At 62.9% G+C, this 15,923-nt stretch carries 14 protein-coding genes; 12 read left to right on the plus strand and 2 right to left on the minus strand.

Features of this window, described 5'->3' with window-relative positions; genetic code table 11:
* The 6 genes from EN949_RS22105 to EN949_RS22130 form a co-directional block, all read left to right on the plus strand.
* Positions 1 to 3,241 (plus strand): Ig-like domain-containing protein (locus EN949_RS22105; protein WP_164782529.1); only part of this gene is annotated, 3,241 nt, incomplete at its 5' end.
* A gap of 60 nt (positions 3,242 to 3,301) precedes the next feature.
* Entirely contained in the window at positions 3,302 to 3,673 is a 372-nt protein-coding gene (locus tag EN949_RS22110) for a hypothetical protein (RefSeq protein WP_013529850.1), read from the plus strand.
* Positions 3,674 to 3,705: 32 nt separating this feature from the next.
* Positions 3,706 to 4,464 carry a transglycosylase SLT domain-containing protein gene (locus tag EN949_RS22115; protein WP_127365874.1) on the plus strand — a complete coding sequence of 253 codons (759 nt, stop codon included), beginning with the start codon at positions 3,706 to 3,708 and terminating at the stop codon, positions 4,462 to 4,464.
* Between the two features lie 140 nt (positions 4,465 to 4,604).
* The gene (locus tag EN949_RS22120) at positions 4,605 to 5,753 is read left to right on the plus strand and encodes an ABC transporter substrate-binding protein (RefSeq protein WP_224621911.1); all 1,149 of its coding nucleotides are present in this window, start codon (positions 4,605 to 4,607) and stop codon (positions 5,751 to 5,753) included.
* A gap of 33 nt (positions 5,754 to 5,786) precedes the next feature.
* The gene (locus tag EN949_RS22125) at positions 5,787 to 6,491 is read left to right on the plus strand and encodes a thermonuclease family protein (RefSeq protein ID WP_127365871.1); all 705 of its coding nucleotides are present in this window, start codon (positions 5,787 to 5,789) and stop codon (positions 6,489 to 6,491) included.
* A 151-nt stretch (positions 6,492 to 6,642) separates the two neighbouring features.
* Positions 6,643 to 7,395 (plus strand): GGDEF domain-containing protein, encoded by a 753-nt coding sequence (locus EN949_RS22130; RefSeq protein WP_082826542.1) that lies wholly within the window; start codon positions 6,643 to 6,645, stop codon positions 7,393 to 7,395.
* A gap of 47 nt (positions 7,396 to 7,442) precedes the next feature.
* On the opposite strand, the gene EN949_RS22135 is transcribed toward EN949_RS22130, so the two are convergent.
* Together EN949_RS22135 and EN949_RS22140 are read right to left on the minus strand one after the other, a co-directional pair.
* Positions 7,443 to 8,990, minus strand: a complete 1,548-nt coding sequence (locus EN949_RS22135; RefSeq protein WP_164755390.1) for a GMC family oxidoreductase N-terminal domain-containing protein — start codon at positions 8,988 to 8,990, stop codon at positions 7,443 to 7,445.
* Between the two features lie 42 nt (positions 8,991 to 9,032).
* Entirely contained in the window at positions 9,033 to 9,710 is a 678-nt protein-coding gene (locus EN949_RS22140) for an FCD domain-containing protein (protein ID WP_013529856.1), read from the minus strand.
* Positions 9,711 to 9,913: 203 nt separating this feature from the next.
* Between EN949_RS22140 and EN949_RS22145 the strand changes: the two genes are divergently transcribed.
* The 6 genes from EN949_RS22145 to EN949_RS22170 form a co-directional block, all read left to right on the plus strand.
* Positions 9,914 to 11,542, plus strand: coding sequence for a choline dehydrogenase (locus tag EN949_RS22145; protein WP_127365872.1), 1,629 nt, complete (start codon positions 9,914 to 9,916; stop codon positions 11,540 to 11,542).
* Positions 11,543 to 11,832: 290 nt separating this feature from the next.
* Positions 11,833 to 12,984 (plus strand): cupin domain-containing protein, encoded by a 1,152-nt coding sequence (locus EN949_RS22150; protein WP_024505127.1) that lies wholly within the window; start codon positions 11,833 to 11,835, stop codon positions 12,982 to 12,984.
* 55 nt (positions 12,985 to 13,039) lie between these two features.
* Positions 13,040 to 14,197 carry a hypothetical protein gene (locus EN949_RS22155; RefSeq protein ID WP_013529859.1) on the plus strand — a complete coding sequence of 386 codons (1,158 nt, stop codon included), beginning with the start codon at positions 13,040 to 13,042 and terminating at the stop codon, positions 14,195 to 14,197.
* Between the two features lie 6 nt (positions 14,198 to 14,203).
* Entirely contained in the window at positions 14,204 to 14,614 is a 411-nt protein-coding gene (locus tag EN949_RS22160) for a RidA family protein (protein WP_013529860.1), read from the plus strand.
* Between the two features lie 26 nt (positions 14,615 to 14,640).
* Positions 14,641 to 15,261: a glutathione S-transferase family protein gene (locus EN949_RS22165; protein ID WP_127367059.1), complete on the plus strand. Its 621-nt coding sequence runs from the start codon at positions 14,641 to 14,643 to the stop codon at positions 15,259 to 15,261.
* The coding region (locus tag EN949_RS22170; protein ID WP_127371776.1) for a 3-hydroxyacyl-CoA dehydrogenase NAD-binding domain-containing protein at positions 15,261 to 15,923 on the plus strand (663 nt) is incomplete at its 3' end. The genes EN949_RS22165 and EN949_RS22170, both read left to right, overlap by 1 nt.

Genomic DNA, 15,923 nt, shown 5'->3' on the forward strand with positions numbered 1-15,923 from the left:
CATCGACATCGTCGACGACGTGCCGACGGCCCATGCCGACACCAACAGCGTTGTCGAGGGCGGGATCGTGCTCGGCAACGTGCTGAGCGACGGCACGGACGACGTGTTCGGCGCCGACGGTGCGGCGGCGGGCGGCGGCGTTGTCGGGGTCCGCGTTGCGGGCGGCGACACCACGACGGCGGTGACGACGGGCGTCAACACGGTGATCAACGGCAGCTTCGGCACGCTGACGCTGCAGGCCAATGGCAGCTACAGCTATGACGGCCTGCCCAACGTGGTTCCGCCGGCAGGCGCAACGGAGACCTTCGTCTACACCATCATGGACGGCGACGGCGACCTGTCGACGACGACCCTGACCATCAACCTGTCGGACAGCGGCCTTGCCGTCTCCAACGACGACCTGACGGTCAACGAGGCGGCGCTGCCGATCGGCAGCAACCCGTCGAGCACCGCCGAGACCATCGCCGGAACGGTCGCCGACAATGTATCGGGCGGCACCGGGCCCTACACCTACGCACTGGTGAGCAACGCCATCGGCGCGCACGGCACGCTGACCTTCAATGCCAACGGCACCTACAGCTACACGCTGACCTCGCCGGTCGACGGCGCCGACGCCAACAACGGCACCAACACCGTCAACAATGTCGAGACCTTCACCTACCAGGCCACCGACGCCAACGGCAACACGATCACCAACACCATCACCATCGACGTCACCGACGACGTGCCGACGGCCCATGCCGACACCAACAGCGTTGTCGAGGGCGGGATCGTGCTCGGCAACGTGCTGAGCGACGGCACGGACGACGTGTTCGGCGCCGACGGTGCGGCGGCGGGCGGCGGCGTTGTCGGGGTCCGCGTTGCGGGCGGCGACACCACGACGGCGGTGACGACGGGCGTCAACACGGTGATCAACGGCAGCTTCGGCACGCTGACGCTGCAGGCCAATGGCAGCTACAGCTATGACGGCCTGCCCAACGTGGTTCCGCCGGCAGGCGCAACGGAGACCTTCGTCTACACCATCATGGACGGCGACGGCGACCTGTCGACGACGACCCTGACCATCAACCTGTCGGACAGCGGCCTTGCCGTCTCCAACGACGACCTGACGGTCAACGAGGCGGCGCTGCCGATCGGCAGCAACCCGTCGAGCACCGCCGAGACCATCGCCGGAACGGTCGCCGACAATGTATCGGGCGGCACCGGGCCCTACACCTACGCACTGGTGAGCAACGCCATCGGCGCGCACGGCACGCTGACCTTCAATGCCAACGGCACCTACAGCTACACGCTGACCTCGCCGGTCGACGGCGCCGACGCCAACAACGGCACCAACACCGTCAACAATGTCGAGACCTTCACCTACCAGGCCACCGACGCCAACGGCAACACGATCACCAACACCATCACCATCGACATCGTCGACGACGTGCCGACGGCCCATGCCGACAGCGGCAATGTCAATGAAGGCGCGCTGCTGACCGTGACTGCTGCGGCCGGCGTTCTGATCAACGACGTGGCCGGGGCAGATGGTGCCACGATCGACGGCGTCCGGGCTGCGGGCGGCAACACGACAACGGCGGTGACGACCGGTGTCAACACCGACATTGCCGGCCTGCACGGCACGCTGCATCTCAACGCCGACGGCTCCTACACCTACCAGTCGACGGCCCACAGCATCAACGCGAACACCACGGACGTGTTCGTCTACACCATCAAGGATGGTGACGGCGACCTGTCGACGACGACGCTGACCATCAACCTGACGGACATCAATGACGCGCCCGTAGTCGCGAACACTCAGAACTGGATGTCGAGCGACCCGGCGCAGCAGACCTTGAGCACGCCCAGCTATCCGAATGGGTATCCGCTGCTGGTCTCCATTCCGACGGATGCGGACGGGGATAACCTCATCGTCACCGCTACGGGAACGATCCCCACCGGCACGTTCTATTTCAACGGCGTGACCTATATCGCCCTGACAGCCGGCACGGTGCTGTATAATCCGTCCGGCGGTATCAACCTGCTGGACGATCTGGTTTATCGGCCGACCGCATTGCAAACTGACACGGTCAACAACAACCTGTCGCTGGATGTCTATGACGGGCACACTCACGTTGCACAGACTGTTGGCATCCACGAAGTGCCGCCGACCAGCCTGCCCAGCGACACGTCGCAGATTGGCGATGGCAGCAGTCCGCTGACGTCGGGCAATGATCAGGTCACGACGCTTGCTCTGTCGCAAGCGACGGTAAACGCGATATTGGCGGATCCTCACAGCGCAACTGTCGTCGTCTATACCGATTTCCAAAAGACGCCGATTGATACGCCGATTGACCCTTCAGAGCGAAACCCAGGTGCGTTCGGAGATAGTAGCGCAGGGTCGCATCGTGAACAGGAGGTTCAGGTCGAGATCAGAATTGGCACCAATCACTTCGCCGTAGTAGAAGACGATTTGACCGCTGGGACCTTCGAGCAGACTTGGTTCTACGATCCGGCCACGGGTCAGATGAAGGCTACGGTCGACTACGATCACATCTTCCTTCTCGATGGCGCAGGCAATGCCACCGCTACGACGCTTGCCAGCTACTTGATCGCGCATCCGCCGGCAGCCGGAGACTCGTGGACCCTGTCCTACTTCGACAATGATGGCGGCAGTTGGCAGGCCCGCTCCGTCAATTTCTCCTTCTTCTCGCACAATCCTGGTGATCCCGGGATCACGGTGAACGGTGACCCAACGCTGGCCGACCAGATCTATGGAACGTCCGGTATCGACCAGCTCAGCGGTAATGGCGGCAATGACGTCATCGTCGGCCGGGGCGGCAATGACTTCCTCAGCGGCGGAGCCGGCAACGACCTGCTCAGCGGCGGCGACGGCAACGACCTTCTCATAGGAGGTCTCGGCCAGGACACCCTGACCGGAGGAGCCGGCGCCGATACGTTCCGGCTTGAGAATATCGACATCAAGGACCTCATCACTGATTTCAGCGGCGTGGGAGGACATGGCGACAAGATTGACCTGACCGCCCTGTTTGACACGGCGCCTGGAGGAGCCAATATCGGTGACTTCGTGAACTACAATGCGGGGACGGGTACGCTCAGTGTCGATGCCAACGGCAGCACCGGCGGCGCCAACTTCGTCGACGTGGCAACGCTGACGAACCTGCCCGCTGCCAACACGATCACGCTGCTCTACGACGACGGCATAACCCAGCATCAGACAACGGCAAACGTGGTGTAACGGCATAGCGCACAACCACGCGATTATGTTATACGTCGCTAATATTTAGGGGAGCTCAATATGAAACGTTCTGCAAGACTGCTTGTTTCCGCTGCGACGCTGTTGCTGGCAGTCGGGTCGACGGGGTATGCCGCCGATATCATCGAAGGTCCGACAGGCGATTATTGCCGTGTCGTCGGCACGTCCAATCTGGTCTTGAACGACAACATCGTCGATCTGAAGCAACAGGTGGTGAAGCTGATGGACGAGTCGGTTGCCGCCGCCAACAGCTCAGAGTGGATCAACTCGTCCCGGCCCGTCTTCGTCTGGGCATCGGAAGCCAAGGTCGCTTGCGGCAAGGCCTATGGCTACCTGAAGACGAACTACAAGGACGAAGACACCCTCAACAAATGCGAGTGTTTTCACGATCGCATGGTCGAGTACATGCACTGACCGGATAGGCGAACCCACGCCTGTTGGCCATCATGACAGCCGACGGATCCTTCCTGAAGGCGGTCGCGGGCGCGATCGTGTTGTTTGGCTTTGTCCAAACGGTCACGCCGGCCAGTGCCAACTGGCTGGAACGACCATCCGTGAAACCACAGCTTTCGTCCGGCCTGAAGCAACCAGTGCGCTGTGATCCGGCCACGGAGTGGACCCGGCAGACTTTCAAGGCGTTTGCCAGTTGCCAGGCATCGATCTATGGCCTGGAGCCGATGCTGGCGCATGCGGTGATGGAGATCGAAAGCGGCTTCGATCCCGACGTGCAAGGCGGTGACGGCGAAGTCGGCCTGATGCAGGTGATGCCGGCGACGGCCAGGATGCTCGGCTTTCGAGGTTCACTGGACGATCTGAGCGCGCCGGCGGCCAACATCGCGCTGGGGGTCAAATATCTTGCACGGGCCAACAGGCTCGCCGCGGGTGATCTCTGCACCACCGTCATGAAGTATCGCGCCGGGCACAATGAAAGCCGGTTCTCGGCCCTTTCAGTCCGCTACTGCCAGCGTGCGCGGGCAATCCTGGCAAGGGAAGGGATCGAAGTGACCGGCCCCTTGCCGGTGGCGACATTCGGCTTTTCCGCGTTTTCGCCAGGCGGGGAGGGTGGAGCCCCTGCCCAGGGAAAGGGCGTTTGCGTGCGCCGCGTGTTCGTGCCCGGGCCGCGATACATGAAATGCGCCGACTATCGAAGTGCCGGGCAAGCAAGGCAGATCAGGGCGCTCAGAGGCAGGCTTTTCGGCGGCTAAAAGAACTACAGACGGCACTGCAAGTCCGCCGTAACATGCGTTGAAGACCAGACCGGGAACAATATCCGGCGGCACATAGGGGTGGAGCATTCATGGAAGCTGGCCGACAGGTCCACCGTCCGCGGACATGGGCAATCGCCTTGGCGCTCGCCGCGATCGTGTCGGGCTGCCAGTCGAAGGGCGGCGTGTCCGAAGTGCTCGATCCGGCGGCGGTTACCGCGCCTGCCGGGCAGAACGGCGCCGCCGGCGCCGGTCCCGTCCAGGCGACCCAGTCGCTGGGCACCGGGTCGACCAAAGTCACGATGCTGCTGCCGCTGTCCGCCCCTGGAACGGCCGGGGAAAACGGCAGGAAGATGCTCGATGCGACCAAGCTGGCGATGACGGATATCGGCAACGGATTGCTGGCGCTGACGGTAGAAGATACCAAAGGCGACAGCGCACTGGCCGGCAAACTGGCGGTTACGGCCATTACGACGGGGTCTAAAGTCGTCATCGGCCCGACCGAGCTGCCGGCGGCCCAGCATATTGCCACGCTGTCGGGGTCGAAGCGGCCACCGGTCCTGGCGCTCGCCGACAATTTCGCCGGCGGCCCCGGGGTCTATGCCGTGCTCCTTGGCGAAGCGGACAGCGCCGCCGCGGGCGCCGCGGGACTGGCCGCGAAAGGCAGCAAGAAGTTCGTACTGCTTGTCGCGGATGGCCCAAACGCCGGCGCCATGGAGAAGCGGGTCGCAAACAGCCTCAGCATCTACGGCGCGGCGCTCGCGGTCACTCTCCGATATTCTGCCGGCGACGGCGCGAAGACGGTCGACGAAATGGGCTCACTCGTGGACGCCCCCGACGCCGTCATCGTCGCCAGCGGCAATGGCAGTCCGTCGCCTGTCCTTGCCGCCCTCAAATCGAAGGGCATTCCGGGAAAGACGATCTCCGTCGTCGGGACGAACCGTTGGCTGGAGCACCCCATGGATCCGCTCTTCGAGGGGGCGTTTATCGCCACGCTCGATCCAAGCGAAACCGGGCCGATCGCCGACCGCTTCAGGACGACATACAACTATCCGGCTGACGTCAATGTGGCCTACGCCTATGATATGGTTGCCCTGACGGCAGGGATTGCCAGCGCGGTCGGGCCCGATGGTTTCAGCAAAAAAACTCTCGAGAATCCAAACGGCTTTCGCGGGTCGACCGGCCTGTTCCGGTTTCGGGCCGACGGATCCAGCCAACGCTCGATGCCGTTCTATCGGATTGAAAAAGGTGCGCTCAAGCTGGTTGCCAAATCGACGTCGGGTTTCTGACCGGCGCAAATCCCTGGGATCCTGTTCAAGCTGATGGCCAGGCCGGGCCGCAGCCGCTTGGCGATCGCACTTGGAAGCCTCCTGCTCCTGGCCGGGATCCTGCTGATCATTCAGGGCGGGGCGTTGCTTTCGGTCGATCAGCCTGTCCGTGCCCGGTCGCCAGATGTTGACGATACCCAGCCTATCCGGCCGGTTGCCCGGGTTGCCGGCGCACAACGCCTGGAGCCGGCGCGCAAGGTTGCTCAAGACCTGATCGCTCCGCCACGGCTTGGTCCAGCTGAGATCGAACGGACCGAGCCCCGTCCGCCGCTCAGCGAGCTCGGTCTCGCCGTGCCCCCGAAATCGCCGATGCCCAGGGATTGGCGGGAGGTCTTGCTCTACCGCCCGGTTGCCACATCATCGGCGATGTTCGAAGCCATGGGCCGCAAGGTGGTCATCAGCGGAGTGCGAGGCATCGATCTCGACAGCTCCTGCTCGTTTCATGACGTCACCTGGCCTTGCGGCGTGCGCGCCCGCGCCGTTTTCAATTCCTGGCTGAGGGGACGTGCACTGCACTGTTTCGTACCGCCGGACGTCGAGCGTTTTGCCGTCGCCGCACCGTGCAAGCTGGGCAAGCAGGATGTTGGCGCCTGGCTTGTCTCCAACGGCTGGGCCACGGCGCTGCCGAGCGGCATCTACGGCAAGGCGGAGGCGACAGCCAGGGACGCGGAGATGGGCATGTTCGGCCCGGCACAATAGGCTGTCATTCAATCCCTGATGTTTTGTTTGTTAACCGCCACGGGCGCAGCCTTGATGGGGTCATCGCGCAATCGATTAAATTGCAATGTTCCTTGAAACTGAAATTGCAACACACCGGCCTTATACAAGTCCATCCACAGGAGATCGGCCAGTGACAAAGACTATGGCGAGTACCACCGACCAGGCATGGAAAGGCGTCGCTTTGCTGACCTTTCTGGGAACCGCTGCAATCCTGGGCGTTTCCGTCGGTCTCAATTATCTGCTTCTGTTCTCCGAGGCGCTGACGCCATTTGGGCGCAGCATGGTCACGGCAATCCTGTTGCCTGTTGTTCTTGGTGTTCCGCTTTTTCTGTTCGTTGGATTGAAACAGATCGAGCTTCGTCGCTATCGCCGGGAACTCGACAAGTCGGCAACCTTCGACACCACGACCGGCTGCCTGAACGGAGCGGTCTTCACGTCGATGGTCGAAAAAAGAACCGCAAGGCCGTCGGTGCCGGGGCCGAAATCCGGCGCCTTCCTGGTCATCCATTCGGAGCATCTGCGGTCCATCAACCTGCGCTTTGGTCTTGAATGGGGCGATCAAGCCTTGCGGCTCATAGCCTCAACCATACAATCGTCAGTGCGCGCGGAGGATCTGGTTGGACGTATGGGGACGTCGATGTTCGGGGTTTTCCTCGCCGGCGCGACCGAAGCAGAAGCCAGGGAAATCGGCGAGCGTATCAGGGCGCGCATCGCACAAGTCTATTTCGCGCCAAAAGGCACCGAGGATGCCTTGACGGTCAAGGTCGGCGGCGTGGTGTTCGAGAACCAGGTGGAGTTCGCGGACATGTTCCGGTCCGCCGAGCAGCGCATGGCCGGCGTCCAGGACGGAGCCGCGTTTGAGCTGACGCATCTCCATAGCTGATAGTCGCCGGGAACCGGAGCCAGGGGAATTGTCGGACGCGGACGCCCTCACGCTGCCGGCGGGGTAACCCGTGAAGACGCCGCCCAGGTTTCGGCGATGGCGACGATCGCCGCGTTGATCGGTCCGCTCGGGATCGCCGGCATCACCGAGGCGTCGACGACAAAGGCATTGTCGAAGCCGTTCAGCCGCAAGTCGGGATCGACGACGGCCTCGGTGTCAAGACCCATCCGGCAGGTGCCGGCCGGATGGTGATGGGTGGAAGCAGCCCTGGCGATGAAAGCATCGAGTTCGGCATCGGACCGAACCGGTGCACCTGGCAGGATCTCCGTATCGCGCCATTCGTCCAGGGCCGCATGATGGCCGACCATGCGCGCCCGGTTCAACGCCATCCTGAATGTCGCGCGATCGTGTTCGGTTTCCAGATAATGCGGGTCGATGACCGGCGCATCGTTGCGGCCAGGGCCGCTCGGTGTGATGCGCCCGCGGCTTGTCGGATGGGTGACGCCGCAAAGGATGGTAAAGGCCGAGCCATAAAGCGGGGCATTCAGGCCCTCGGCCGCCGACGGAGCGACGACGCAGGCGAGCACGATATCGGGACTTCCCGTCGAGCGGGTCGGGTCGTCGCTGTGCAGATACATCAGCGATTCGGAGTGCTGCAGGCGGGAAGGCGGCACCGGCTTTTTGGTGCTGTAGACATTTCCAAGAGCCAGCAGATGATCCTGTAGGTTGCGGCCCACCTCGCTGCGATCGGCAAGGCAGCGTATGTCAGCCTGCTTCAGCGTATCCGGGCAACCAATGCCCGACCGCATGAGGATGAGCGGCGTGGACACGGCGCCGGCGCAAAGGACAATCCGGTCGGCACAGAGCGTTCTGGTCTGGCCCTCGCAGACCACGCTCACGCCCGTGACCTTGTGGCCGTCCAGCACCAGATGCTCGACCTCGTGGCCTGCGAGCAAGGTCAGGTTCGGCCGCGCCATGACCCGCGGCGGCAGATAGGCGTCGGCGACGCTCAGGCGCTTGCCGTCGCGTATGTTGAGTGAATTGGGGCTGGTGCCGACCAGCTCGCCGCTGTTGTGGTCGCTCAGGGCGGGAGCCCCCATGGATCGCCCGGCGGCGATGTAGGCACGCACGACCGGACTGACCTCGGCGTCCGGCAGATAGACGTCCAGCGGGCCGCTCTTGCCGCGTGTTGGCCCGTCGAAAGCGGTGAAGGCTTCGCTGCGGATGAAGCCCGGCAACAATCCCCGATAGGACCAGCGCTCGCCGCCGGCCTGTGCCCAGGATTCGAAATCATCGGCATGGCCGCGCACATAGGCCATTGCATGCAGGCAGCTCGAGCCGCCGACTATCCTGCCGCGCGGCCATTCATGGACGCGGTTGGCGGTGAAGGGCTGGGGCACGGTCCGGTAGCTCCAGTCGTAGGCGCGGCCCTGGAGCATCGTCCATTTCAGCGGGTCGGCGATGTCGGGATCGGCCGGCATCGTCCCGGCTTCGATGAGGCCGACCTGGCACGACCGGTCTTCACTGAGACGGCTGGCAACAACCGAGCCAGCGGATCCCGCGCCGATGACCAGCACGTCGAAATGACGTTTCAATTTGAAATTCCCCGCACAGGCTCGATGTCAGAGGTGATGCGATCACGCGGCAAAGGCGCCGGCATTCGACCGTTCCATGATCTGTCTCTGCACCGACAGAAGGTGCGCGCGCATTGCGGCCTCTGCCGCTTCGGGGTCGCGCTGCGAGATCGCTTCGGCGATCAGGCGATGCTCGCCGTCGCGGTGGGCGATCCGCTTGGGGCAGGTGGGTGCCGCGGTGCGCGCAACCTTCACTCGCGCATCGACACCGACCTGGCGCAGCATCTTGTAGAATTCCGCGGCGAGATGGTTGCGGGCCGCGGCAACGATCGCGAGATGGAAAGCGAAATCGACCTCACCCGACGGGGCGTTCTCCGGCGTGGTTGCCGCGTCGAGGATCCGCGCCGTCTCGAAAGAGGAGGCGCGCAGCGACGCCAGTCGGGCAAGGCCCGGCTCCATGATCAGGCGCAATTCCAGGACCTCGATCGGATTGGTTACCCTGACCAGTTCCTCGCCATATCTCGGAAGGGCGGTCGGCGCCCGCCTGGCGCGCGCCGGTTTGAGGTCGCCCGAAAGGCGCAGCACTTCAAGCGCCTTGCGAAGCTGATGGCGCTTGACGCTCAGATGTTCCGCAAGATCGCGCTCGGACGGAAGCTTGCCGCCGCCCTGCTGCAACTGGCGGACCGCGGCGATGATGTCGTCGAGATCAGATGGTCCGACCTGCGGCTCGAATGCGCTCAAAACCAAATCTCCTGTCCGATCGGCAGACCGCCGACTCAACGTCCCGACATCATATTGTGACACGAAAACCTGTTCGACGGCACTCAACCAATTCAACCAATCTACAACTGTACGCAATGGTTGACAACACCAGTTGCGCGATGGTTGACTGCCCATGTCGACGGTTGCCATCGCGGCAGACGTCTTTCTCCCGAGGATCACGCATGCCGGCTGGCGAAACCTTTGACTACGTCATTGTCGGTGCGGGATCGGCCGGCTGCGTGCTGGCGAACCGGCTGAGCGAAGACCCTGCCGTGTCGGTGCTTTTGTTGGAGGCGGGGGATTGGGACCGCGATCCGATGATCCACATCCCGCTCGGCTGGGGCAAGATACTGACGGAACGCCGCCACGACTGGATGTATTTCTGCGAGCCCGAGGCCAATGTCGGCGGCCGCAAGGTCGAATGCGCGCGCGGCAAGGTCATCGGCGGCTCTTCCTCCACCAACGCCATGGCTTATGTGCGCGGCAATCGCGGCGACTACGATCGCTGGGCGGCAAGCGGCCTGACGGACTGGTCGTTCGACAAGGTGCTGCCCTACTTCAAGAAGCAGGAGCGCTGGGAAGCGGGCGAAAGCCGGTACCGTGGCGGCAGCGGGCCGCTGAACACCCAGTTCTGCCGCTACAAGGACGAACTGATCGATGCCTTCGCCACAGCCAGCCGTGATGCCGGATACCCGCAGACCGATGACTATAACGGCGCCATACAGGAAGGCTTCGGCCGGCTGCAGATGACAATTGCCAACGGCCGCCGCTGCTCGACCGCAACCGCCTATCTGCGGCCCGCCATGCGGCGCGGCAATGTCAAGGTGCTGACCGGCGCGATGGCGACGAAGATCCTGCTCAGGGATGGCCGCGCAGCCGGCATTGCCTACACCAGAGGCGGGGCGAGCCATGAAGTTCTGGCGCGGCGCGAAGTTCTGCTTGCCGGCGGCGTCATCAACACACCGCAGCTGATGATGCTGTCAGGCATAGGCGACAGCGGCGAGCTGGCGGCGCATGGCATCGAGACGAAGGTCGATCGTGCGCAAGTCGGCAAGAATCTGCAGGACCACGTTTCGGTCATCCTGATGTATCGGCGCAAACAGCCTGGACCGTTTCTCAAGATGATGCGGGCCGATCGTATCGGGCTGGATTTCGTCAGGACTTATCTCACCGGAAAGGGCTTTTCGGGAGATGTGCCTGGCGGCGTCGTGGCATTCCTGAAAAGCGACACAAGCCGGCCGTTGCCGGACGTACAGCTGCTTTTCACCGCCGCGCCGCTTGGGGCATGGCCTTACATGTCGCCGTTCAAGGCGCCGTTCGCCGACGGCTTTGCGACCCGTATCGTTGCGGTGCAGCCGGAGAGCCGCGGCAGCGTCAAGCTGGCGTCGAGCGATCCGGTCGCCGCGCCCCTGATCCATCAGAATTTCCTGTCCTCGCAGCGCGACTGGCAGTCGCTTCGCGCCGGCTTTCGTGTTGCGCGCAACCTTGCCAGCCAGCCGTCCATGACCCCGTTCGTCGGCGCGGAGTTCTTCCCCGGCCCGAAATGCGAGAGCGACGAAGAGATCGACGAGCATATCCGCAAGACCTCGATCACCGTGCATCATCCGGCCGGCACGTGCCGCATGGGCGTCGATGCAGAGTCGGTGGTCGATCCGGAATTGCGGGTGCGCGGCATTGCCGGGCTTCGTGTCGTGGACGCCTCGGTCATGCCCGACCTCGTTTGCGGCAACATCAATGCGGCGGTCATCATGATCGCCGAAAAGGCCGCGGATCTGATCCGCAGCCGCGCTCAACAGAGCGTGGCTGCCTGATAAGGCGGCCGGAATGCAACCAAAGTCTTTTGGTTGAGACTGAAAAACTGCGTTGGTTGGACTGTCATGCACGTCAGCATGGCCGTGACGAAGCGGTTTCACGCCCTGATTGTGAGCTGAATTTCGTGCATTTCCAGGCTGTTTCTGCCTATTTCTGGGCATTTGCCTCTCAAGAATGCACCTCAACCAAAAACTTATAAAATTCGCAATTTGGGTATTGTCGAGCAAAACCAATGCGAATACGGTTGAGTTGGTTAGAAGTATTTTCTTCGTGACGAGAGGTGTCCGATATGTCCCTGGCGCAACCAGCTAACGATGTGCTCACCAACAAGAAGGCGGCACTCAAGGGCCTCTATGACGCCCTCTACGCAAAGAACATGTTTCCGTTCTGGGCGACGTCGGAAGGCGTCGACCATGACGAGATCAAGCAGTTGATGGCGACGTCGAAAGCCGTTCCCTTCGTGTGGTCCTATTCGGACATCGAGCCGCTGCTCCAGCGCGCCGCCGAACTGGTGACCATGGACGACAGCGAGCGCCGTTCGCTGATCCTCGTCAATCCCGGTCTTGCACCCAAGCGTGCATCGGTCAGCACCATGTACACCGCCTACCGCTTGAACGATCCCGACGAGATCATGCCGCCGCACAAGCACTCGCCGAGCGCCATCCGCTTCGGCCTGACGGGCAAGGGCAATTTCACCGGCGTCGAGGGCGAAGACGTGGTCTTCGGCCCGGGCGACATGGTGCTGACGCCCAACGACGCCTGGCACAATCATGGCACCGTTGGCGGCGAGCAGGCGGTCAACCTGTCGGTGCTCGACCTGCCGCTGGTCGAAACGCTGCATGCCGTCCATTTCGATCACAAATACACCGAGATGGTCGACGGCAAGGAAGTCGAGAAGAAGGTGCAGACCGCCCGCTATCCCAGCGACTACTCACAGCGCATCTATGGCGAAGGTGGCCTGATGCCGCGTTTCGTCGACCACAAGCGCGGCGGCGGCCTGTCGTCGCCGATGTATGTCTATCGCTGGGAGAAGATGGAAGCGGTTCTCGACGCCCACAAGGATTGGGATGGCGACCCCCATGAAGGCATCGTCATCGACTATGTCGATCCGACGACCGGCGGACCCGTCTTCCACACCATCAATTTCTACGTGCAGATGCTGCGCCCCGGCGAGAAGACCTTGCCGCAGCGCGAGACCGCCAGCCTGCTCTTGGCGCCGTTCCGCGGCAACGGCCATTCGATCATCGACGGCAAGCGCTATGACTGGAACCAGTTCGACACCATCGCCATACCCGGCGGTTCCTGGGTCGAGCATGTCAACGGCTCGTCGAGCGAGCCGGTGATCTTCTTCGGCGCCACCGATGCGCCGACGCAGAAGGCGCTGCTCCTCTACAAGCGCTGGGGCCGCAACCAGGCCGGCGATCTGCTCCGTCTCGTCTAGTTCCGGTCCTCCGGCAGGCAATGTCCGCGCCGCCATTGGCGGCGTGGACATCGAAATGGAATTTCAGCAGCAAGGGCGTATGCATTTGGTTTCGGCGTTCAACACAAAGCAGATCGGCCATGTCGACTGCCCAGGCGGCGGTCAGGTCTGGGTCGACGGCAACATCCTCTATATCGGCCACATGCGGCCGCCGAGCGGCACGACGCTGGTCGACATTTCCGACCCGCGCAATCCGCGCAAAATTACGACGATCGATGTCCCGCCCGGTTGGCACTCGCACAAGGTGCGCGCCAAGGACGGACTGATGATCATCAACCACGAGCGCTTTGGCGACGCCGGCCCGGCTGATTTCGGCGGCGGACTGGCGCTCTACGACACCACCAAGCCGGCACAGCCGAAGCTCATCTCGAAATGGATAACCGGCGGCAAGGGCGTCCACCGCTACGACTTCGACGGCCGTTACGCCTACATATCGCCGACCGCCGACGGTTATGTCGGCAACATCGTGATGATCCTCGACCTGATCGATCCCGCGAAGCCGGTCGAGGTCGGACGCTGGTGGATACCGGGCCAGTGGACCGGGGGCGGCGAAGAGTATCCTTGGCACGACTATGTCACGCCGCGCTGTCACCATCCGCTGCGAATGGGCGACAGGCTCTATGTCAGCTACTGGCATCATGGCCTGTTCATCCTCGACATTTCGGACATCACCAAGCCGAAGCTGGTCTCGCACGTCAATTCGAGCCCGAGCTTTCCGCATCCCACGCACACCTGCCTGCCGATTCCACAGCCGCTCAAAGGCCGCAACATCATGGTGGTGGCGGACGAGGATGTCGCCAAGCTTCGGCCATCGCCGCCGGCCTTCACCTGGATTTACGACATCACTGACGAGACCAACCCGTTGCCGATCTCGACCTTCCAGGTGCCAGGCCTCGACACGGACGGTTCACCGCAGCCGCAGATGACCGGCTGCCATCAGCCTTCCGAGCGGTTCAATGGCACCGTCATTCCGTTTGCGTGGTTCGCGCAGGGGCTGCGCCTCGTCGACATCGCCGATCCGTTCGCGCCAAAGGAAGTCGGTCATTTCATGCCCGACGCGCCGGAGGGCGCGGAGCGTTCCTCGTCCAACGACGTGACCATCGACGACCGCGGCATCGTCTACCTGATCGACCGAATCCGCGGCGTCGACATCATCGAAACCAGCGTTCTCTAGGGGGATATGTTGAGCGACAGCACGCGAAAATCCGCCAGCCACTACGCCATCGGCAACAAGAACCCGAACCTGCCGTTTCATCCGGCGGTGCGTGCCGGCGATTTCATCTTCGTCTCGGGCCAGGTGCCGAAAGACGAGAACAACAACATGATCAGCGGCACGATCGAAGAAGAGACGCTGGCGACGCTGAAGACCATCGCGCGCGTCATCGCGCATGAAGGCGCGACGCTGTCGGATGTCGTGCGGATCACCACCTATCTCGAGGATACGCGCGATTTCGGCCGCTACAACAAGGCGTTCCTCGAAGGGATCGGCGACGCCGTTCTGGCGCGCACGACCGTCGAGGCAAAAGCGGTCATCAACACCAAGATCGAAATGGACGCCATCGTCTACAAGCCGCTGCCGGCGAGCAAGTAGGCCCTGGACACTAGCGAGGAGACGACATGTACAAGCTGTTAGGCCGCCAGACATCAGGCAACGTCCAGAAGGTGCTCTTCATGCTCGAAGAGCTGGGAGCGTCCTACAAGCGCGAGGATTATGGCCGCCAGTTCGAGAACACGCAGACGGCGGAATACAAGGCGCTCAACCCGACCTCCAAGGTGCCGACGCTGGTCGACGGCGACACCGTGATCTGGGAGTCCAACACCATCCTGCGCTATCTCGCGGCATTCGGCGGCGAACAGTTGAATGGCGCTACGCCGGCGGAAAAGACCGAGGTCGAGCGCTGGATGGACTTCCTGCTGGCTGCGGTCAATCCGGGCTACCTGGCGGCCTTCAAAGGCGCCAAACTCACGCCCGAGGAACAGACCGCCGAATACAAGGAGCAAGTGAAGGACCTTGTCGCGCAGCTCAAGATCATCGACGGCCATCTGGCCGGCAAGGACTTCCTGGCGCTCGGCAAGCTGACCCTTGCCGACATTGCCTGCGCGCCGATCCTGAAGCGCTGCGTCGACTTCAAGATCGACCGGCCGTCAATGCCCGATCTGGAGCGCTGGGTGGCCGCGATCGCCGCTCGGCCGGCCTTCAAGGCGGCAACCACTGCTGCTCCCGCAAAGGCCGCATGATGATCAAGCGCGCCGCTCTCATCGGACTGGGAACGATGGGTCCAGGCATCGCCGCGCGGCTTTCGCGCGGCGGGCTCGATGTGACGGCGTATGACGTTTCGCCAGGGGCAATCGAGCGCGCCCGCGGCATGCTCGATCTTGCCGGCGGCGTGCTCGACCGTCTCGACATCGAGGCGCCCGGGACTGGTGCCGGCAAAGTGCGTTTCGTCGAGACGATTGCCGAGGCCGTCGATGGCGCCGAACTGGTGATCGAGAACGTGCCCGAGAATATCGACATCAAGGCGCAGACCTATCGTGACATCGATCCGCTGATCGGCCCGTCCGTCATCGTCGCTTCCGACACGTCGGGCATCCCGATCACCAAGCTGCAGGCGCATATCTCGCATCCCGAGCGGATGGTCGGCATGCACTGGTCGAACCCGCCGCACATCATCCCGATGATCGAGGTGATCGGCGGCGAGAAGACCGCGCCTGAAACCGTGGCTGTTATCCGCGATCTCATCCGCTCGATCGGCCTGCTGCCGGTGGTGGTGAAGAAGGACGTTCCAGGCTTCGTCGAGAACCGCGTGCTCTATGCGCTGCTGCGCGAGGCGGTCGATCTTGTCGAGCGCGGCGTCATCGAGCCGGAAGACCTCGACACCTGCGTGTCGTGGGGCATAGGC

The organism is Mesorhizobium sp. M7A.F.Ca.US.007.01.2.1 (assembly GCF_003998165.1).
Lineage (GTDB): Bacteria > Pseudomonadota > Alphaproteobacteria > Rhizobiales > Rhizobiaceae > Mesorhizobium > Mesorhizobium ciceri.